Annotated in this window: 12 protein-coding genes and 1 pseudogene; 3 read left to right on the top strand and 10 right to left on the bottom strand. The window is 46.9% G+C overall.

Annotation, left to right across the window (positions count from 1 at the left end; all coding sequences use genetic code 11):
- From AXE77_RS04350 to AXE77_RS04335, 4 genes and pseudogenes are all read right to left on the bottom strand, one after another.
- Positions 1–1,097: pseudogene (locus AXE77_RS04350) on the bottom strand (hypothetical protein); the annotation flags it as partial.
- A 350-nt stretch (positions 1,098–1,447) separates the two neighbouring features.
- Positions 1,448–1,618: an RES family NAD+ phosphorylase gene (locus tag AXE77_RS06865; RefSeq protein WP_276308804.1), complete on the bottom strand. Its 171-nt coding sequence runs from the start codon at positions 1,616–1,618 to the stop codon at positions 1,448–1,450.
- Between the two features lie 122 nt (positions 1,619–1,740).
- Positions 1,741–4,086 carry a KAP family P-loop NTPase fold protein gene (locus AXE77_RS04340; protein ID WP_165846060.1) on the bottom strand — a complete coding sequence of 782 codons (2,346 nt, stop codon included), beginning with the start codon at positions 4,084–4,086 and terminating at the stop codon, positions 1,741–1,743.
- A 316-nt stretch (positions 4,087–4,402) separates the two neighbouring features.
- Complete coding sequence (locus AXE77_RS04335; RefSeq protein WP_240612651.1) at positions 4,403–5,311, bottom strand: DeoR/GlpR family DNA-binding transcription regulator; 909 nt, start codon at positions 5,309–5,311, stop codon at positions 4,403–4,405.
- A 225-nt stretch (positions 5,312–5,536) separates the two neighbouring features.
- Between AXE77_RS04335 and AXE77_RS04330 the strand changes: the two genes are divergently transcribed.
- The gene (locus tag AXE77_RS04330) at positions 5,537–6,688 is read left to right on the top strand and encodes a quinone-dependent dihydroorotate dehydrogenase (RefSeq protein WP_116712280.1); all 1,152 of its coding nucleotides are present in this window, start codon (positions 5,537–5,539) and stop codon (positions 6,686–6,688) included.
- Positions 6,689–6,833: 145 nt separating this feature from the next.
- Here AXE77_RS04330 and AXE77_RS04325 read toward each other — a convergent pair whose 3' ends face one another.
- The 6 genes from AXE77_RS04325 to AXE77_RS04300 all read right to left on the bottom strand — a co-directional run bounded on the left by AXE77_RS04325 (position 6,834) and on the right by AXE77_RS04300 (position 17,297).
- Complete coding sequence (locus tag AXE77_RS04325) at positions 6,834–9,176, bottom strand: transglycosylase domain-containing protein (protein WP_116712279.1); 2,343 nt, start codon at positions 9,174–9,176, stop codon at positions 6,834–6,836.
- Positions 9,177–9,256: 80 nt separating this feature from the next.
- On the bottom strand, positions 9,257–9,973 hold the full coding sequence (locus tag AXE77_RS04320) for a Crp/Fnr family transcriptional regulator (RefSeq protein ID WP_116712278.1): 717 nt from the start codon (positions 9,971–9,973) through the stop codon (positions 9,257–9,259).
- Positions 9,974–10,125: 152 nt separating this feature from the next.
- Entirely contained in the window at positions 10,126–12,801 is a 2,676-nt protein-coding gene (locus AXE77_RS04315) for a S9 family peptidase (protein ID WP_116712277.1), read from the bottom strand.
- A gap of 108 nt (positions 12,802–12,909) precedes the next feature.
- Positions 12,910–14,385, bottom strand: a complete 1,476-nt coding sequence (locus AXE77_RS04310) for an App1 family protein (protein ID WP_116712276.1) — start codon at positions 14,383–14,385, stop codon at positions 12,910–12,912.
- Complete coding sequence (locus AXE77_RS04305; RefSeq protein WP_116712275.1) at positions 14,382–16,238, bottom strand: L,D-transpeptidase; 1,857 nt, start codon at positions 16,236–16,238, stop codon at positions 14,382–14,384. The genes AXE77_RS04310 and AXE77_RS04305 overlap by 4 nt, the downstream gene beginning before the upstream one ends.
- Positions 16,239–16,310: 72 nt before the next feature.
- A complete protein-coding gene (locus AXE77_RS04300) occupies positions 16,311–17,297 on the bottom strand; it encodes an alpha/beta fold hydrolase (RefSeq protein ID WP_116712274.1) in 987 nt (328 codons plus the stop codon).
- A gap of 163 nt (positions 17,298–17,460) precedes the next feature.
- Here AXE77_RS04300 and AXE77_RS04295 point away from each other — a divergent pair, with 163 nt between their 5' ends.
- On the top strand, positions 17,461–18,585 hold the full coding sequence (locus tag AXE77_RS04295) for a diacylglycerol/lipid kinase family protein (RefSeq protein ID WP_116712273.1): 1,125 nt from the start codon (positions 17,461–17,463) through the stop codon (positions 18,583–18,585).
- Positions 18,586–18,834: 249 nt separating this feature from the next.
- Entirely contained in the window at positions 18,835–20,508 is a 1,674-nt protein-coding gene (gene pgm / locus AXE77_RS04290; protein WP_116712272.1) for a phosphoglucomutase (alpha-D-glucose-1,6-bisphosphate-dependent), read from the top strand.
- Positions 20,509–20,742: the final 234 nt, after the last annotated feature.

The following is a 20,742-nucleotide window of genomic DNA, read 5'->3' as shown; positions in this document are numbered from 1 at the left end:
GCCTTAGGATCAACAAGTGAAGGCTCAGTTGGCTTTGGTTCTGGCTTTGGAGCTGGCTTAGCAGCAGTGTAAGGAACCAAAGCAACAAGCTTCTTCAAAGCAGCAGCAAAAGCAGCCTTATCCTTAGCCTTAGCAGCCTTACCAAACTCAGCAAGAGCAGCCTTAACAGCCTCAGCCTTCTTAGCATCCTTCTCAGCCTTCAAAGCAGACTTAACCTGCTCCACATAAGCCTTCAACTCTTCCTTAGTCTTAGGAACAACAACCTTACCTTCCTCAGGCTTGGTTGGAGTCTCAGGCTTCTTAGGAGTCTCAGGAGTCTTTGGAGTCTCAGGCTTCTTAGGAGTCTCTGGAGTCTTTGGAGTCTCTGGCTTCTTAGGAGTCTCTGGCTTAGCTGGAGCAACGAGCTTATCAAGCTCATCCTGAGCAGTCTTCGCAGCAGCCTTAGCAGCAGTCAACTCACCCTGCTTAACATAAACCTGAGTCTGAGCAGCAGCAGAAGCATCAGTGAAAGCCTTAACTAATGCTTCGACAGTATCATTGGCACCAGCCACAGTAGCATCGACCTTCTTGATTGCTGCCTTAGCATCATTCTCAGCCTTAGTCTTAGCCTCAGTAGCCGTAGTCACAGCTTTAGCATCATCATTGGCAGTCTTCAAAGCAGTGTAGAAAGCAGGATCATTTACAGTCTTTGGCTGCATAGCAGACAATTCTCCAGCCTTAGTAGCATCAGAAGCGAGTTCTGCCACAGCAGCCTTAGAAGCAGCAGCCTTAGTCGTAGCAGCTTCCAAAGCATCAGCAGCAGCCTTAGCCTTACCTGCTTCAACCTGGACCTTAGCCTCATCAGACTTAGCCTTAGCCAACGCATCATTTGCAGTATCAAGATTAACTTCAGCCTTGCGCTGCTCCTTCTGAGCATCAGCGAGCTTCTTCTTAGCAACGTTGACAGCCTCAGTGTTATCAGCCTTAGGAGCCTGAGCGGTAGCAGCAGGAGCCTTGCCATCCTTAGCGGCATCAGCCAAAGCTGGAGCGGCTACAGCCAAACCAGAAAGAAGAGTGGCGCCAGCAGCGAATGCGGCGATAGCCTTCTTATTCAACATAATATTTTCCTTTCTTCTTCTCCTTCGCGCTAGGTACGCGAAGAAAAATTTGCCGTTTGCGGTTTCCCGCGTGTACCAGTGGAACTAGGGATTTCACCGGTAACTGAATTACAACTTACCGCATGCTCTCAGAAAACTCAATACCAAAACTCGGCTCACACTCCATCAAAAATACAAAAATTTCCATAAAATCTATGATTTTTTATCTATAAAACGAAAATTTTACGACGTCACACACATTTTTATGTAAATCTTTCGCGACACGCCACAAACAGAAGTTTTTAATACTTTTTTCAGCTTTCTTTAAGGTTTTCTCTCGTAGCAAATAATTTAAGGGTTATTTTCAAAATTTACAGATTAAAAACTGCTAAATTTTTAACAGCGTCAGACACAACACTCACATACTCTATGCCATCGTAACCTTTACTTTTGATATAGTCACTGATGTACTGAGTTGGAATATAATCCAACGTATTATGATTCCTAATCGGCTTAGAAATCTCCTCAGCAATTCTTTTCAAATGCTCAATATTGATAGCATATTGAGTGTAGTTAATGTTAGTAAACGGAGCTTAAAACTCGCAATCGTAACGAAGTCATTAGCATAAATTAATTACGCCAATAACTTTAATAACTCTCAATACTACTTCCCATACTTCCAAGCATATACAAGTTCTGTAGCTTCCTGATCCGATATATATTTAACATTATGATTATTGTGAAGTAACACAAATGCAGCCAATTTCACCTGCTCAATTTTCGTAAATTTATCAAGTTCTTTTTTATTAAGATTTCTAATGGCATTAAGAACCTCATCTTCTGAAATATACTCTGAATAATTTTTGGCAGGAAAACCCCAATACTTACAACCTTGATCGTCAGAACTTTCTGACATTGCACAGATAAACTTAAGTTTGTTTACCTTATCTTTCAGTAAGTTATTAACGTAATCATCTGCTTCTTTTCTTTCCGCTCGCTTCCACAAACAAAGAGCACGACGAAATCCTTCCATTCCTAAAATATTTTTATATCCTAAGACATACTCAATAGTCAATGCATAATTACGTTCAAGTATTTCTAAATAATTAGGATTTTTGTTGCTTTTTGTCAACGACTTCGATAAGTCTCCATCGGACTCCAAATCATCTATGATTCTTGCTATCATTCCCAACCTAGTCTCATCAATACAAGACATAGCAAAATCGGCATTTGCTGACACAGAAGTAACATCACTCAAAGCAGGGTGAGAATTTGACATTGTAAAATGAACATCCATACCTAGCCCAGTAATCTCAGATAATCCAGGGTATCGTCTCTTCTCTGCAGAGGCAACATCCGCTGAAATGCTCGACAAAGCAGAATCTATAATTTCAAATCTTTCTTCATCTGTTTTTAATTTTCGCAAAATACTTGTTATAACCTGCTCAGATTCAATATTGGAAGATATCGCATATAAATTTTCCCCATATACAAGCATAGAAAAAGCTATCAAAACCAAACGATCATACGGTATTTTATCTATCGACAATTTTATTACATCTAAGAACTTTGCAATACAACCACGCTCTTTAAGCATCTTAATAGCGGATACTAATTCAAACTCATCGAATTCGAAAATAGAACTATTAATTATTTTTTGAGAAACATCCACATCCTCAAAATTAAACATGAAATATAACTCGAATTTATTCTCACAAGAAACGCGTTTATCATAAATATTCTCAACATTTATATCAAAATCATTTTTGTTAACATTTACACATACTGCAAAACGAGGAAATATTGTTGAGATAATTCTCATTGCCAAATCGGGATTCACACCTAGACTCTCGAACTCATCGTGATATTGCTTAAAATAATGTTCTTTCTTTGCATTTGTTAACAAAGATAAATCTACACCGTGTACATAAATAGCACCCTTATTATTGCAAATCCATTTGTACAATTGGGGATCAAAAACTTCTAATGTTGTAATGCACAACATATCCTCGAATGATACATATCTATAAAGTACACCATATCTAAATTGGAATGTGTTAATTAGTCTAATAACATCTCTCAAATTAGTAATGTAAGGACTAACACAATTTTCAAATACTTTTTCCAAATAATTCTCATCTATAATAACATGATCCGGCAGAGCATCAACAACGTTACTAAGCTTTTCATGAAATATCGCACACAACTTCGATTTATTTAACTCAGGAATCTCAAACGCAACTTGCACAATCTTTTCTAAATATTCATTTCCATCTATATTATGAAATTTAGATAAGGCATTACATACGATTTCCCTATCCATAGCTAACACATAAATTATCTTAGGCAAATCACCTACTTGTTTAACGAGCTGAAAAATATCCCTAATCTGCGGAGCTGTCAATCTATCAATATCATCAATAAAAACAATTATTTTACCGTCATATTTTCTTAATTGCTTACTAAGCTTACATTTAGCCTCATTTAAATCAGGTGATTGCAATACTTTAACGATTGTTTTAAGAACTGGAGCAAGAGCAGGGCCAACAGTCGGCACAATCTCTAAAGCACGAATAGCATATATATATTTTTTCAATGCTTTTTTAATATTTTTGCCAATGCTAGAACTATTCTTCCTACACAATTTATGTTTTAGACTTTGAAAAAATAAACTAATAAGATTATTTTTATCTGAATAATTCCAAGGAGAAAACTCTATAATTTCTGTTTTATTATGCTTATGCATAAACTGAAACAATTTAGACAAAAATTCCTTAAATGAATTTGAAATAACTTTCTTTTCATTTTCGTCAATAATGTTATATATTTCTTCTTTTGCCATATTTAGGACAGAAGTTTTACCACTGCCCCATTTACCGTATAAACCTACTACTAATCCATCCGCACCATTGTACTCATAAAGAGCTTTCCCAAATTCCTGTGAAAAACACTGTCTATCCAATAAATCTTCGCTACATACAACAATTGGCTTATCTTTATCGTAACTCACAACAAATTCTCCTATCACCATCGATAGCGATTACATTTTGGCATACCGAGTATATCCCATTGCAATTAATTTATTCTACTCTTTGAGAATCAACTAGCGCAATATAATACTACCTTGTATATTCAGGCAGTAACAGCAATTATCACTTCCATTACTTCCACATAATTCAAGTAAAAGCGGGGTTATTTCTGGATTAAAGCAATAAAAATGCGCTGAAAACAAACGTTCTCAACGCAAATTCATCAATAAAGCCAGAAATAAAGCAAGAAACTTTACCTTAAAGCTTCAAAGTATGCCCCGCAACAAGACTTAAGCACTACTCGCCTGCTACAAAATCAGCAGCATCGTCACTGTAAGCATCGTCGCCAAGCACGCCAGAAGCAGACGCGCCAGCCACGCCCGCAGCACCAGCACCCGCAGCAGTTGCAAACGACTCAGCATCCTCAGACGCAGGAGCAAGCACCAAATCCTTCACCAACTCACGCGTACGAAGCTGCGACTCAGCATCCAAACCATCATCCGTAATAACAGTATCCACCTGATCAAAGCGAGCAAACAACGACAACGACGTGCAACTCCACTTCGTGTGATCCGTCAAAATAATCGTGCGGTCAGCAATATCCATAAGCGCCATATCCGTAGCCGCTTCCAAAGAATTCGGCATAAGGAAGCCACGCGGAAGCGACACCGAGTGCGTGCCAAGAAACACGGTATTAACGCGAAGCGAAGCCACAACCTTATCTGCAATAGGCCCCACCAGCGAATTCGAACGCGTAATCACGCCGCCCGTCACAATCACCTCAACATCCTTCGACTCAAGCGCCTGCACCAACTCTGCCACAGGAATCGAATTCGTCAAAATCGTAATACCGGAAGCCCTGCGCGACTCAAGCAAATGCTGCGCAAACACGTAAGCCGTAGTGCCACCACCAATAGCAATCACATCCCCCGGAGACACGTAATCCACCGCTAATCGCGCAATAGCATCCTTCAAACCGATGTCCATCTGCGACTTAACAGAAAACAGCGGCTCCGAAAGCAGCGTGTTCGTAGTCACAGCACCACCGTGCACGCGCTTCAAAAGACCGCGATCCGAAAGCTCCGCAATATCCCTGCGAACCGTCATTGCAGAAACGTTCAATTCTTTAGAAAGAGCAGTAATGCGCACCGCACCACGCGTGCGGAGGCGACTTAAAATCAAATGTTGACGCTGTGAAGAAATCATACGAACATTATCGCACACGTAAACGCAAAAAACAAACGTAATTGAGCGTTTCGAGCACACAATTCGAGAAGAACGCACAATTTTGGCCGCACTACCCCGCTTTTTTAGTAAAATCGCACAAAATCGAACGCCGCTAAGCGCAGGAAACGAACACGAAGTGCCGCTAATTACTCACGCGCAACTCACGCGAAACGATGACACCAGCATATGACATAATATAGAGGCATGAGTTATGTTTCTGAAAATTCATTGCACAACGTCGTCAATAAAGCAACGACGGATCTTTTTGCTTTCTCCTACAAGCACATAATCAAGCCAAATTTCGTATTTAACATTCCGCCGGACGAAGCACACGAACGCATGATTACATTCTGCAAAGTAAGCGAGCACACGCCTGGACTTATGCCACTACTTCGATTCATGCTCAACTACACGGATCCAGTGCTGGAAACAAACGTTATGGGCTTGGATTTTGCAAACCCGTTCGGCTTGAGCGCCGGCCTCGATAAAAACTGCCAAATGGCCACCGTGCTCGACAACGCGGGCTTTGGTTTTGAAACTGTCGGCTCCACCACTTCGCGTCCATGCGCCGGCAACCAAAAGCCTTGGTATCATCGACTTCCGCAATACGATTCGATTCTGGTGCATGCCGGCCTCGCCAACGACGGCAGCGAGGCTGTTATAGCACGCGCAGAACAGGCGTGGACGCACGCAAAAAGCATGAACGTGTCCGTATCTATTGCGCGAACCAATGACGATTTGGTCGGCGACCTGGACGAAGGCATCGAAGACTACCATATTTCTATGGAGCGCGCGGCTGGACGCAGCTCGATTATTGAAGTCAATATTTCCTGCCCAAACACTCGCGTTGGTGAACCTTTTAGAGAGCCGGAAGCACTCGATAAGCTATTTAGCGACCTTGACACTATTAAGCGACCGCAGCCAACTCTTGTTAAAATGCCGCTTAATTTGCCCGGAGGATGGGAACAGTTTAAGTCGCTTCTTGACGTGCTTGCCGAGCATAAAGTTGACGGCGTAAGCATTGCAAACCTGCAGAAAAACCGCCAAGGACTTGACGTGCCGGCCGATTGGCAAGGAGCGCTTTCCGGCGGCCCTACTTACAGCGCAAGTAACGAGCTCATTCGCCGCACGCGACTTGCCTTTGGTAACCGCTTTGCTATCGCGGGCATCGGTGGCGTATTCACTGCGCAGCAAGCGTACGAGAAGATTCGCAACGGCGCCGATTTGGTGATGTTCATCACGTCGCTGATGTATCGCGGGCCGCAGCAAATCACCACGCTTAAACGCGGGCTTGCGGATCTTTTGAAGCGCGACGGATTCGAGCATGTGGCCGACGCGGTTGGAGCAGACTGCTGAAATTGATAAAGAATAAATAAAGAAATAATTAGTAAAGAATAAATAAAGGCACTTACTAAACGTTAGCTTACTAAACGTTAGAAAGTGCCTTTTATTATTACGCTTTGTTAGCTGCTCTCAGCGATTGCGCTTCAGCAATCGCGCTTTAATAAGCGTTATCACCGGAGTAATTGTTATAGTCGTCGCGACGAGCCGTACCATACTGATCCTGCGTTTGTTGTTGTTGCTGCTGCGACTGCTGATTCTGCGATTCCTCCTGCTCACGCATGGCCTGACGACGAGCATCCTCATCTCGCTTCTGCTGATCAGTCTTCTCCGCAGTATCCTTACGCGCATCCTTAACCGTGCCACCCGCAGTATACTTCGGATCCGGCTTACCATAATCGTTATCAATCGGAATATTCGCAGCCTTCAAATAATCGTTCATAAACTGCTTCCATGCTGGCGTTGCAATCAACACACCATACCAGGCAGCCATCGTGCGGCCGTTAATAGTAGCGCCATTAAAGCTCTTTTGCGACTCAGCATTACCAATAGCCACAAACGAAGCAATCTGGTGAGGCACAAAACCTGCAGTAGTCATGTAGAAGCGCTCGTTAGTACCGGTTTTTGCGAAAGTCTTACGACCGCCATCGAGCTGAGCCGTGTGAGCCATACCATCCGGACGTACCACGCCCTGGTTCAGAGCATACGCAACCGTCTGCGCAATACCCTTCGGAATCGCCTGATGGCAGTGAGCACTCGGCACTTTCAAACGCTTACCGTTCTTATCGACCACGCGCTTAATCGCAATCGGATCGCACGCCACACCATCCGCGCCAAGCGTGGCATACACATTCGCCACAGTAAGCGGAGACGCCTGCACAGCACCAATCGTCATAGGCGGATTGAACGAGTTAGACGAGTACACGCTCTCCTGACCAATAGGCGAATTGTGGTAACCAAGCACGCGAGCCGCATCCGCAATAGAACACAACTTCACCTGCTGCGCAATAGAAGCCTGCGTAGTGTTATGCGAATGAACCAGACCCATCAACGGCGTCTCCGGATTCACCGTACCGCCCATAGCATTCTGCAAAGCCCACGAACCAATACCACGGAACTTTGAACAGTTAAAATCAGAATTGTTATACAAAGTCGTAGTACGAATCGGCTGATTAATCGACTTTCCGGCAAGCAACCACGCCACCAAATTAATCGGCTTCCAAGTAGAACCAATCTGCCAGCCCAAGCCGCCGCCATCGCGCTCATCCACAGCATAATTCAAAGCCGTGTGAGTTGGGTCAAGCCTTGCAGCATCCGTAGCATCGTAAATACGGTTGCTACCAAACGCCAACACCTCACCAGTTCCAGGCTTAATAGCCGCAATAGAAACCTCAAAACCACTCTTATCGTTCACAGGAATCGTGTCTCGAGCAGCCTTCATAGCAGCCTTACTTGCACGCAAATCCATAGTGGTGTAAATATCCAAACCGCCCTCAGTAAGCAACTTTTCACGAGCGTCAGCCGTCTTACCAAACTCACGCGAATGTAAAATCTTCTTAGTGACATAATCGCAGAAGAACGCAGCATCACCAGCAGCCTGGCAACCAATATGAGACACATCCGACTGCACATTCAACGTTTTCTTCAATGGAGTTGCAACAGCCTCATCGTGCTGCTGCTTAGTAATAAAACCTTGACGAAGCATCAAATCCAGCACAATATTTCGCTGCTTTTCAGACTCCGGCTGATTGCTTTCAACCGAAGGATCGTAGCGAGAAGGATTCTTAGTAATAGCAGCAATCGTAGCCGACTGCACCAAATTCAGCTTCGCTGCACTCGTATTAAAGTAGCGGTGCGCAGCCGTTTCCACACCGTACAAATTATTACTACCAAACTGCGCAATATTAAGATAGCCCTGCAAAATTTCAAGTTTAGAATACTTTTTTTCCATTTGAATTGCGATAAGCATTTCTCGTAACTTACGCGCAATCGTACCTTCAGAAGCGTGATATTCCGCCAAAGGATCGTTATTTTCACGCGCCTTAATCATAAGCACGTTCTTCACATACTGCTGCGTTAACGAAGAACCACCCTGCATATCTCCCTTCTTTACGAAGGTCTGCACAAACGCTCGCATAACACCCTGCACGTCCACGCCGGAATGTTCAAAGAAACGACGATCCTCACGAGCAACCATTGCTCGCTGCATATACTGAGAAATATTGCGCAACGGCACCACCGTACGATTCTGCGCATAAAACGTTGCAATAATCGTCTTGCCGTCCGAAGCATACAAACGCGACTTTTGCGGCAACGCAGTCACATCAAAATCAATGCCGTCAACACGAAGCGACGGTACCACCGTCTTAACAACACTGTTCACACTCATAACGCCTGGAACGAACATAATACTTGCGGCTATACCACCTGCAACACACAACAAAATATAGGTGAGGAACAACGCAAGCACACGACGAGCAGTAAGTGAATTCTTTTTCGGCATGCGTTCTATTCTAAAGGTTCGCCTCTACTTGAAAACTCACGCTTCCACTCGCACACAAAAGCAAAAGCATCACACCACTTTTAACGGCCCGAACGGCGAATCAACATGCCCGGCTTATAAATAATAATCGAACGCCCCTGGCTCATAATCCAACCACGGTTCGCAAAATCCATTAACGCCTTATTCACCGTTTCTCGCGAAGCGCCAACCAGCTGAGCAAGCTCCTCCTGAGTTAAATCGTGCTGTACGCGAAGGCCGGCAGTTATTGGCTCACCAAAGCGGGAAGCTAAATTAAGTAACGTTTTTGCAAGACGAGCAGGCACGTCCATAAATACAAGGTCGGAAATGCGCTCGTTATTAGCCCTCATGCGAGCCGCCATAACTTGCAGCATATTTACAGCCACGTGCGGATGCTTATTAAGCCACTTAAACAGCACATCGTTTTCCAACCACAACACTCGCGTGTGACTAGTAATAGCAATAGCCGAAGCCGTACGCGGGCCGCCGGTCGGATCAAAAACCGGGATTTCACCCAGCATTTCGCCCGCGGTATGAATACTTAATAATTGCACGCGCTTATCGTTTGAATGACGCACAAGCTTCACACGACCACGTTCCAGCAAGTACATGCGACGGTCAGTATCACCCTCGTTAAAAATCGCCTCACCCTTGTCGAACATCGACTCTTGCAAATGCTCGAGCAGCTCTTGCATCTGAGCGCTAGGAACCTGCTTAAAAAGCGCGGTACGATGTAACGGAAAATCCTCGTTGGTGCCGTTACTTTTAATAACTCCCATTACTCGCCCCCACTTACGCACTACTTATTACGCACTACTTACGCAACTAACGCAACTCGCAATTCGCAACTAACGCAAAGCGCGCACCTTTGCGCATCACTTTTCACTATGCTACCACGTATCTGTACAACGCACTACTTTCTGAGCCTTCACTACTTGTCAATTCCCATAACGTGCAAGCACCACGCATTTTCATACGCAAGCTCTCGCCACTGACGATACCGTCCGGAGGTACCTCCGTGGCCACCATCCGTTTCGATACGAGCCACAGCGTCCACCCCCGCATACTGCAGTTGTGCCAACCATTTCAACGGTTCCGTAACCAACACGCGCGTATCCTGCAAAGAAGACGTAATAAAAATCTTCGGGAAATGCTCCAACGCTGCACACCCCTCAACATTCGACTGATCCGGCACATTTTCGTAAGGAGTATAAGACTTCATATAATCGTAATCCTCAACGTTACGCAAAGGATTACCCCACTCATCCCACTCCGTCACCGTAAGCGGCAGCGAAGCGTCGAGCATAGATGTCAACGCGTCAACAAAAGGCACATCCGCTTCAATGCCGGCATAACATTCAGGCGCCATATTTGCCACAGCGCCCATAAGAAGACCACCAGCCGAGCCACCGTTGGCAACAGTGTGCTCAGCAGACGCATAACCAGCACGCTGCAACGCGCGCGTGGCATCAACAAAATCCTCAAAAGTGTGCTTCTTGTGGCCGCGCCTACCCTGCTCATACCATGCGCGACCCATTTCGCCACCGCCGCGCACATGCACCTGAGCATACAGCACACCGCGATCCAGCAGACTTAAGCGGCCTACCGAAAAAGCGGGATCGGAACTCACTTCATACGCTCCGTAAGCCGTGATAAACATGGCGGTCGATTGCGATTCTGATTGCGATTCTGATTGCGCGTTTTGCTGCGCAATTGGTTGCGCAATTGCATCCGGCCTCCACACCAACGAAACCGGCACGCGTTCACCGTCGCGAGCGCTAATCCAAATGCGCTTTTCCGCATACTTACGCTCATCAAACTCGCCGAGTATAGTGCCGCGCTTCAAAAGTCGATCTTCACCGGTTGTGGGATCGAGTTCGCGAAGTTGACCAAGCGTAGCATAACTGCCAAAAGCGTACCGCATACGAGGAGCTTCATAGGAAGGGTTGCCGGTCATAGCAATGCTAAAAAGTCGATTATTGTTGATTTCGTCGGGAGTGATGTCCGCAAGACTTACACGCGCGCGTGCCGGCGCAGAAACAGATTCAGACGCAGACGCAGAAACAGACGCAGGCTTTTCGATACGCAACATATCTACATGCGCAACGTCGTGCTGCACAACTTCTTCCGGACGTACTTGACGAAAACGCCACGGACGTCCGGCAAGAAAATCTTGAGCAGCCATATCCTTACTCATTACAGCTATGCGAGGCAAGCCTTGCGCACGATACGAAAGTGCTACGTAATGCTCATAAATTGACAAACCGCTAATACTTAATCCCACCTCATTCTGCAAAATCTCAGGATTTTGCGGATTACTATACGGTTGGGTAATAGGCTTACTACTTGCCCCCGGCTCTACTGCATCTCCCTCAGCGCAACCGTAAGGAGAACCGGCCGCCACGCACACGCCACTTCCCAAAACGTACGGCTGCGGCGCGTCAACATTCCACACGCGATCGCGCATATCAATAATGTCAATTTCAAAGTTAGGATTCTTAGCATTATGGCTCACTACAGCCACCGGAATATCCTCACCTTGGGTGCCGGCATGCTCAAAGCAAGCGAAAGAAATATCGTATTCCACTCCTTCTTTCGGCTCAATAACCATGCGGAATTGCCCTTCCGGAGTGCTCAACGGAAGCATTAGCACGCGCGACGTGGTTTTAGAACTGCTATTAATCATCATGTAGCGTTCGTCAAAACTTTCATACACGTCTACAAAAAAGCGTTCGTCTGATTCTTCAAAAACCATTACGTCCGAATCAACCGACGTGCCTACGCGATGCCTCCACACTTGATAAGGCCTCCACGCATCGTCTAAACGCACATAAAATACCCATTGGCCGTCCGGAGTTAGCGATGCGGAGGCAAGATCGTGCCACGATTCTTCGCGCTCGACCCAGCGGGAGGAAGTGCGAGAAACGCTTTTGGAAACGCTTTTGGAAACGCTTTTGGAAACGCTTTTGGAAACGTCTTGAGAAACGCTTTGGTAATCGCGAATATAGTAACTTAACCGTTCGTCGCCCTGAGTATCCACACCGTATAACATGCGAGCGCCGTCGCGACTAATATCCATGCCGCCTATGTGCAAAAAGTTCGCGCCCAAACGTTCAGCTTCCGCGTTCGCATCAAACAGTATTTCCTCACCCAAAGTCTCCCCCGGCTTGGCAGCGCTGTCGATAGTCGGCGGATTCCAGTCCGCATCGTCAATAACGCGCATACGACACTGCACGGGATACTGTTTTCCTTCTTCAGTGCGCACGTAGTACCAGTAGCCGTTCATGCGCATCGGCACCGACATATCCGTTTCCTGAACGCGCGACTTAAGTTCGTTAAACAATGTAGAACGTAATGATTCCAAGGGTTTCATGCGCTGAGTAGTGTAGGCGTTCTGAGATTGCACATAATCGCGAAGCTGCAAACTGCTGCGATTCTTCATCCAAGCGTAATTGTCAACATACGTGCGTCCGTGAATTTTGCGGGTAAAAGGTATGCGCTCTGCCGGCAATGGAGTATTATTTTCGACGCTAACTTTGGAATTGCTAAATTTCGTATCGTTAACTTTAGAATTGCTAACTTTAGAATTGTCAAATTTCGTATTCATACGCTTTCGTCACTCCCCACTATATTCGCGCAAACAACCGCACCTACTTATTTGCACCCGTTACTTACTACTGTTACTACCAAACGTACACAATTCGCAAGGTTGATTTCACAAAGCTTGCTTCACAAAGGGAAGCATCACCTTTGCCAAATCCTCACCGTTAGGAGCAGCAAAGAAAGGCACCCCCTGCAACGTGCCAACAGCACCCTTCGCCTCAACAATACGCAAACTATTATCAGACTCGTCAAAATTATCAGACTCGTCAAAATCAAGCTGCTCAATAGCAGACTCCGGAACCTTACACGCACTATCCCTGTCAAACACGTACGAACGGCAAGAAGCACTCAAAGCCACCGCAAAATCACGAGACAACTTACGACGAAAATCATCAACCGTAGCATTTTCGCGAAGCTGACGAATACCAACCGCCAACACACGACCAGGATGCTGACGAATAATATCCGCATACGTGCTCGGATCCTTCTGACCATCGTCGCCGAGCAGCACAAAACGCATATCTGGAAAATCATCCATCAACTGCGTAGCAAACTCCAACTTGTGCTGAGGACCGTTAGGAATAAAAGTTTTCGGGCGCGGATCCAAATCCCGCAGCAACAACGGACCCTCAGGAAACTTCTCACGCACAATAAAATGACGAATTGAAGCCTCAACATTCCACGGAGAAGTAGAAAGATAGAAAAACGGAATATCGTTACGAACGCTGGCCAAACCGTTAAAAAACGCTGCCATACCAGGCACAGGCGAACGGTGAGCAGGATTCATAATCAGCAAATTATAGGCGGCACGAATCGGAGAAGGCGCTTGCGTCACCATAATAGTGTCGTCAACATCCGAAATAACGCCAATCGGCACATGCGCATCAATAGCGAATAAACTTGCCTTCACCGGTTCACGATGTTCAACCGCATACGAAACCACGTGACGGCCAGGAGATAGTGCGCGCTCCGTAATCAAATCCAAGTAGCCAGCACGGTCAGAAATACAATATTCCGCACTACCATCCCTTGATTCTTCAACGCGGTCATACACTTCGGAATCGCCAACTTGCGCAGTCTCCACAGGAATACCGTCAATCGACAAAGCAACCTTAACGCGTACAGAAGGCACCACTAACATGGCGTAAATGCCACGCTTCAAAGCGGAATGATGCCCAAGAGGAGGCGCATAAACCGTGCGGCAAATAAGACGAGCATACCGATGCGTTCCATAACCAATATACGGTTCCACACTTGGAAACCAGCCGGCACGACGGGCAACACGACCCGCAACACGCATCCACACGCCCACAACCGACGTAACCATACGTCTGCCCACGCGAACAAACATTGGCTTATTATCAATTCGCTCATCCTGAGAAGGCGCGTCAAAAAGCGTTTCCGTTACATGAACCGGTATGGGCGTACTACTCACACGACGAGAAGACGTAGCGGTGCCGGGAATTGCGGTGCCGGGAATTGTAGATCCGGAAACAGCAGGACCGGCATTCGTGACGCCAGATGCAGCCGCAGTGACGTCACGAGAAGATGCAGTACGCTTAGGCGAATTGCCAACGTTCGCGCTCATTGCTGGCGCACCGGACCATCCGGAGTAACGCCCGTAACCTGCACAATCGTGCCGCGCGGACAATTGTCATACACCCACTGAGCATCCTGCTCATACATGTTAATGCAGCCGTGCGAACCGAAATGCGCCGGATCGCCAGTAGCAATACCGTTATAATTCCAAGCAGCCGTGTGGAAACTTTCGCCACCATTGTAGTAGCTCACCCAATGCACGCCAGGCAGATAATAGCGGGTACCGTTAGCGTTCGGGCCACGCATATCCTGCGTTGAGTAGCGCAAGTAGATGAAGAACGTGCCGTTAGTTGAATCGTACATTCCCTTCCTACCGGAGCAGATTGGGAAAGTCTTAACTAATTCGTCATTCTTATAAACGGAAGCAGTTTGCGTAGTTTTATCAACCACAATACGCATCTCAACAAGCTTCTGTTTCGTAGCAAATTTCGTAACTTTGCCAGGAACAGCAATATTCGCATCCTCACCTTTAGTAAGTGCTTCACAAGCCTTCTTCGCCAAGTCGCGCGAATACGTTATTTCGATACCATTAACGCCCTTAAGCGTAGTAAAAAGCACCTTACCATCTTTGTTAACGGCATCTTCCTGATCTTCTTTTTCTTTATTAAGTTCCTTAGGAAGCGACTTAGAAAGCCAAGCGTCCGCAGCCTTCAAATCAATCTTATAAGAAAGCTTGCGTCGCGAAATATCAGCCTTAACTTTAATCCAAGAAGCAAGCACCTTCTTAGGAACAACAAAATTATCGCCATTACCGTTATTAAAACTAATTTTCTTAGCTAACAAAACGTTAAGATCCGAAACAAGCTTTTGTGCGGCCTCAAGCTTAATAGGAGCATCAGTACGACGAGAAGTCACCGAAACTTTTACGGTTTGACCAGGGTGAGCAAGTAACTTTTTCACTGCTTCGCGTACAGGCATCGTTTCAACAGTGCGCCCTGGAACACCATCTTCCACAGTGAAAGAGTCAGAAGACTCGTCAAACACGGCAGAATACGGCACCGCACGATCGTGCAAACGAACAAACTTCTTAACAACAAACGCGTCCATAACAGCATCATCACGCGACGCGTGCAACGCAACCGTCTGCTGAACCCACGGCATAATACGCGTAAACATATTATCTTTTTTCGCGTCCATAATCGCACTAACCGTAGCAGCGCGATCAACCTTCACACCGAGATGCTGCAAATCAGTAGTAATGCTGTTACCTCGATCATCCTTAATAACCAAAGAAGAAGTATTAACCGCCTGCTCAACCGCACGACTTACTTCATCCTCCGGAGAACCAACGAGACTACGCGACGAAGCAACATTGCCAAAATTAACGCCCGGAGCCACACGATCGTGGAAATACCAGTGCGTACCAAAGAAAGCAGCGATAAGAAGAATAACAAAAATAAGCAGAGAGTAGAACAAAGCAAAAGCAGAACGGCTAGCGCGATGCTTCGTGGACGCACCTGCACCCGCACCCGCACTGTCTTTATGCTGATCAGCACGCGGCTCAACCGTCTTGAACGTCGTGGTAGCCACGGAATCGGCGGCAGAATGAGAATACTGGCTGGAACCATTCCCTAAACCTGCAGCCGCACCAAAAGTCGAACCAAACGTGGAAGTAGGCGAATCGTCAGTAAGATCGTACTGACTATCATCATCCGAAACCTCGCCCAAGTTATCAGCAAGACTTTGCTCTTCATCAGCAGAGGCGTCACTACTATAATTTACCGGCTGATTACTTGAAACCTGCTCAAAAGCAACGGTATCATCACTCGCATCGTTCGAAACGCGAGAAGGGTCATTGTTGTAAGAACCGGCATTATCAGAGTTATACTGCAAATCCGCCATATTTTTACCCCCGCTTAACCAATGTATGCACAATGCACATTTGCACAGTTTAGCACTAACGACGCACGAAACTCAGCCGCGTTGCACCTGAGAAAGCAACGTTACCAATGCTTCCGCAACCTCATACGGATGCTCAGTAGCACTAAAATGGCCACAATCTTCAATAATCGTAAAATCAACATGCTTTGAAGCAGTCATTGCATCAGCCATCGGTCGCATAACCTCAGGCGCACTAGACGGATCCAAAGTGCCGCTAATAATCGCTGCCGGAGCAGTAATCAAAGGCAACTGATCTTCCATATCCGGACGGCAAGCAGCCATGCGCTGACGCCAAGCCAAACCTTCAGGCTTCTGGTCATGAATCCAATCTTCAAAAGTATGAATGAACTCAGGCGACTGCTTAACCGTGGAATCCTTTTCGGTGGCGTGAGCAAAATGCATAACCGGCTCAACCGTGTGGTCACGCTCGCAAATTTCAGCAATATCAAGACGTTTGGCACGAGCTGCAGGCGCATCAACGCAAGCGCGAGTATCGCACAACGCAATGCCGGCAACAGCCTTAGGAATAAGGCGCTGCACGTCTAAAGCAACGTAACCACCCATAGAAAGACCAACCCACACGGCGCGATCGTAACCTAAATCGCTAACAAGCTTGATATAAGAAGCAGTAAGAGCGTCCAAAGCGTGGGCGTAATCAGCCTCGTTAAATTCGGCGCTTTCGGCGCTTTCGGCTTTTGGAGTCTCGCTCAAGCCGGCACCAACCATATCCGGAGCAAAAATAGGAACATCATGCTTGAGTAAGCCGGACTCAAGAGCGGCATCAATCTGCGAGTTCAAAGCGCTAGCGCAAGCGTCCCACATGCGGTGATCTACTGGGAAACCGTGGATTAAAACGATTGGAGTGACGTCGCTGGAAGTGGCGGAGTCGGCGGCGCAATCTACATCGCGATAAACCGTATTATGCAACTGAAAAAGCGAGCAATCCTTAAAAGAACCGCAATTATTAGCTAAATTGCTTGAATTATTTGAATTATTTGAATTAATAGAACCTTCACTCATAGATAACAATAATAGTCTTAGCCATATAACAGAAATGTTCGGAAATGCGCGCAGCAAAAATGTGTAAAAAAAATGTGTAAAAAAATGTGTAAAAACAGTAAATATTGTTAATATGCTCGCAAAAACCATATACTACGGAAAATAATGTGCAAGAATAGGGTGTATGCCAACTATGCCTATTCAAGCAACCATCGCACTCATGGTGATCGTATTCGCACTCGTACTTGCGCCATTTGTCATCATGATTGTTACGCGCGCCTTGAAACGGCATCACCTAGCGGAAAAACTCGCCAAACGACACGGCGACGCAGTACACTACGCCTTCATACTCAACCCTTCAAAACCACAAGCTGAAACGTATCGCGAATATATTACAAACTACTGCAATCAGCGAAAATTCACGTACGAAATAATCGACACGCAACTCGACAAAGACGGACGCGCGTGCGCACTCGAAGCGTTATCCAACGGAGCAAACGTAGTGGTAGCAGTCGGCGGAGACGGAACCGTAAGAACCGTGGCCAGCGCCGTAAGCGGACAAGGCCACGCCATGGGAATCATACCAATCGGAACCGGAAACCTTTTCGCACGCAACATGGGCATACCTGTAAACGATGTAGAAGCAGCGTTGAGAGTGGCAACTTCGCACGGATCCCGGCAGGTAGACGTCGGACGCGTCACCATACTCGACAGGCCAAACGAAGACCACGGCCACGCGTTCCTAATCATCTCCGGAATTGGATTTGACGCGCTCATGATTGACGACACCAACCCACGTCTCAAAAAGAACCTAAGCTGGCTAGCGTATTTCATAGCGGGCGTAAAGCACCTATTCATTCCAAAGTATCGTGCAACCGTAACCATACAACGCATAAACGGCAACGAAAGCGTGCTCAAAGGACTTACCTTCCGAACCCTTATGGCAGGAAATTGCGGGCAAATACCAATGTTTTCGCTCATGCCGGAAGCCGCCTACGACGATGGCGTACTCGACTTTGAAATAATTGACACTTCCGTCGGTCTTATCGGCTGGGCAAACCTATTCCGCGGAGTAGTGCACCAAACCCTCACCGGACGCGCGCTACAGCAAGAAACGCTGTCTGCAGGCTCCAGAATCGACCAAACGCAAGGATTCTGGGCGGAAGTGCGCTTAGAAAAACCAGCACCCGTGCAAGTTGACGGAGATATTTTGGGTTACACAAAACATTTGCGATTCAGCGTTGACAAGCAAGCTTTGTGCGTGCGCGTGCCGGCGAGCGCAAAAACCAGCGTCACTGTGGGTGAGTAAGTAATATCTGTGAAGCGAGTGTTGTGGAACATTTGCGGGAGATTTTCCGGCATTTGTTGCTGTTTTGGCCGTTTTATGGAACATTCTCCGGAAAATTCCCAGCGTTTGTTGCTGAATTGATGGTTTTTTGGAACAAATGCCGGAGTTTTTTCTCCGGCATTTGTTGCTGCGCGTGCCGGCGAGCGCAAAAACCAGCGTTGCTGTGGGTGAATAATATAAAATACAAGCGCCGTGGCAGAATAAAAAATTATGGTAGTAAAAAATGCGGGAATGCCCGCCACCCCAGAAGATCTAGTCGACGTCGACGCTTTGATCGGCGCTTACTATGATGAAGTTCCAAATTCCAACATTCCAGAACAGCGCGTGATTTTCGGCACGTCCGGACACCGCGGTTCCTCTTTGAAAACCTCCTTCAACGAGGCACACATTGTGGCAATTACGCAAGCAATTGCCGAATATCGCAAGAAAGCTGGCGTAACCGGCCCACTTTATATCGGTCGCGACACACACGCACTTTCCGAACCTGCACAAAAAACCGCAATCGAGGTTTTGGTTGCTAACGGCGTTCACGTTCGCGTGGATTCTCGCGACGACTTCGTACCAACTCCTGTTGTATCCCAGGCTATTTTGACGCACAACCGCGCAGCCGACGGCACTCAGCGCTTTAGCGGCGACGGCTTGGCTGACGGCATCGTCGTCACCCCTTCGCACAATCCTCCAACCGACGGCGGTTTTAAGTACGATCCTGTAACCGGCGGCCCAGCCCCTGCAGACGTAACTAACGCAATCGCAGCTCGCGCAAACGAATTACTCGACAACTACAAGTCAATTAAGCGCGTGCCTTTCGAGGAAGCAATCAAGTCTGACTTAGTAGAAGGCTTCGATTACCGCGAACACTACGTAAGCGACTTGGCAAACGTAATCGACTTCGACGTAATCCGCTCCAGCGGCGTGCGCTTGGGTATTGACCCACTCGGCGGCGCAAGCGTAAACTACTGGCCACTTATGAACGAAAAATACGGCCTCAGCATCGACGTGGTGCGTCCAGAAGTCGACCCAACTTGGCGATTCATGACAATCGACCACGATGGCAAGATTCGCATGGATCCAAGCTCCCCTTACGCAATGAAGGGCTTGGTTGACCAGCTTAACGCCGGCGCTTGGGATAAGTACGATTTGGTTGGCGGCACCGATCCAGATGCCGATCGCCACGGAATTGTGTGCCCGAATTGGGGCGTTATGAACCCGAACCACTACATTGCAGTGTGCGTGGAGTACTTGTTCGGCGGCGCTCGCCCAGATTGGCCAAAGAATACGGCAATCGGCAAGACGCTTGTGTCTTCCTCCTTGATTGACCGCGTGGCCGCTTCTATTAACGCTAAGCTCGTGGAAGTGCCTGTTGGCTTCAAGTGGTTCGTTGACCCGCTCTTTAGCGGCGAAGTTGCTTTCGGCGGCGAGGAAAGCTCCGGCATGAGCTTCTTGCGCAAGGACGGACGCGTGTGGACCACCGATAAGGATGGCTTGATTCCAGACTTGCTCGCGGCGGAAATTACCGCAAAGACTGGCAAGAACCCGGCTCAGCTTCACCAGGATCAGGTGGCTCGCTTTGGTGAAAGCTGGTACAAGCGCGTCGATACCCCTACCACGCTTGAGCAGAAGCAGAAGTTCGCAGCTTTGAGCGGCGACGACGTGGAAGCAACCAAGCTTGCAGGCGAAGATATTACCGCAAAGCTCACCGAGGCTCCTGGAAACGGCGCTAAGATTGGCGGCTTGAAGGTGACGACCAAGAACAACTGGTTCGCCGCTCGCCCATCCGGCACCGAAAACATTTACAAGGTTTACGCTGAGTCCTTCGTGTCTCCGGAAGCGCTTGACAAGGTGCTTGAGGAAGCCACTGCTGTAGTCGACAAGGCTTTGGCATAGCGTAAATCTTTCGTAAGAATCTTAATAATAAATAATCTTACGTAAGTAAAAACTAATTGCGCTGGTTGCAATCTGCAGCCGGCGCTTTTTTATAGGCTGATTGCAAGTAACGGCTGGTTACCAGTAACTAAAGAAAATTTTGTTTTAAGATACGATAAAATTTGTGTAGCACGCAATTTGAAAGGTTTTTGCTATGATTGTTGTTTCTACCGACGGTTCCGCACTTGGCAATCC

Source organism: Gardnerella massiliensis (assembly GCF_003408845.1).
Classification (GTDB): domain Bacteria; phylum Actinomycetota; class Actinomycetes; order Actinomycetales; family Bifidobacteriaceae; genus Bifidobacterium; species Bifidobacterium vaginale_H.
The sequence above is the reverse complement of the archived record's forward strand: the minus strand, read 5'-3'. Positions and strand labels throughout refer to the sequence as shown.

Excerpts from the sequence above, each read along its gene's own strand:
- AXE77_RS04335 (WP_240612651.1), bottom strand. The coding sequence starts at position 5,311 with ATGATTTCTTCACAGCGTCAACATTTGATTTTAAGTCGCCTCCGCACG.
- AXE77_RS04330 (WP_116712280.1), top strand. The coding sequence starts at position 5,537 with ATGAGTTATGTTTCTGAAAATTCATTGCACAACGTCGTCAATAAAGCA.
- AXE77_RS04325 (WP_116712279.1), bottom strand. The coding sequence starts at position 9,176 with ATGCCGAAAAAGAATTCACTTACTGCTCGTCGTGTGCTTGCGTTGTTC.
- AXE77_RS04320 (WP_116712278.1), bottom strand. The coding sequence starts at position 9,973 with ATGGGAGTTATTAAAAGTAACGGCACCAACGAGGATTTTCCGTTACAT.
- AXE77_RS04315 (WP_116712277.1), bottom strand. The coding sequence starts at position 12,801 with ATGAATACGAAATTTGACAATTCTAAAGTTAGCAATTCTAAAGTTAAC.
- AXE77_RS04310 (WP_116712276.1), bottom strand. The coding sequence starts at position 14,385 with ATGAGCGCGAACGTTGGCAATTCGCCTAAGCGTACTGCATCTTCTCGT.
- AXE77_RS04305 (WP_116712275.1), bottom strand. The coding sequence starts at position 16,238 with ATGGCGGATTTGCAGTATAACTCTGATAATGCCGGTTCTTACAACAAT.
- AXE77_RS04300 (WP_116712274.1), bottom strand. The coding sequence starts at position 17,297 with ATGAGTGAAGGTTCTATTAATTCAAATAATTCAAATAATTCAAGCAAT.
- AXE77_RS04295 (WP_116712273.1), top strand. The coding sequence starts at position 17,461 with ATGCCAACTATGCCTATTCAAGCAACCATCGCACTCATGGTGATCGTA.
- pgm (WP_116712272.1), top strand. The coding sequence starts at position 18,835 with ATGGTAGTAAAAAATGCGGGAATGCCCGCCACCCCAGAAGATCTAGTC.